Below are 333 nucleotides of genomic sequence, written 5' to 3' on the forward strand. Positions count from 1 at the left end.
ATTTCTGAATTTCCCATATCCTTTGGATGTTTATAATCGTTAAAACGAATAAAAGTACGAACCCAGTGCAAATAAGATTTTTCGGTTGCATAACTATAATGCTTGGTTCTGAGCTCAGTTCTCATTGACTCGATAAATTGAGATTTAGCCATCAATAAATCCTTCAACTTTAATCGCTGTTTATTTATACAGTTATAATAACGATACGCCAAAAACTCAAATTATTTCTCGCTTTGTTTTTAACAAGGTATTGGTTTCATGGAGATGATATAAATTAACAGTCTGATTTTATTTGATTTTTATAATAATAAGTTTACATAACGACCCTATATT

1 protein-coding gene is annotated in these 333 nt (G+C 29.1%); it reads right to left on the reverse strand.

The window, feature by feature from the left end; translation table 11 throughout:
- The coding region (locus tag N7931_RS19470) for a phage integrase N-terminal SAM-like domain-containing protein (RefSeq protein ID WP_316250597.1) at window positions 1-152 on the reverse strand (152 nt) is incomplete at its 3' end.
- Window positions 153-333: the final 181 nt, after the last annotated feature.

This window comes from Catenovulum sp. 2E275, assembly GCF_025515275.1.
In the GTDB taxonomy this organism is placed as follows: domain Bacteria; phylum Pseudomonadota; class Gammaproteobacteria; order Enterobacterales; family Alteromonadaceae; genus Catenovulum.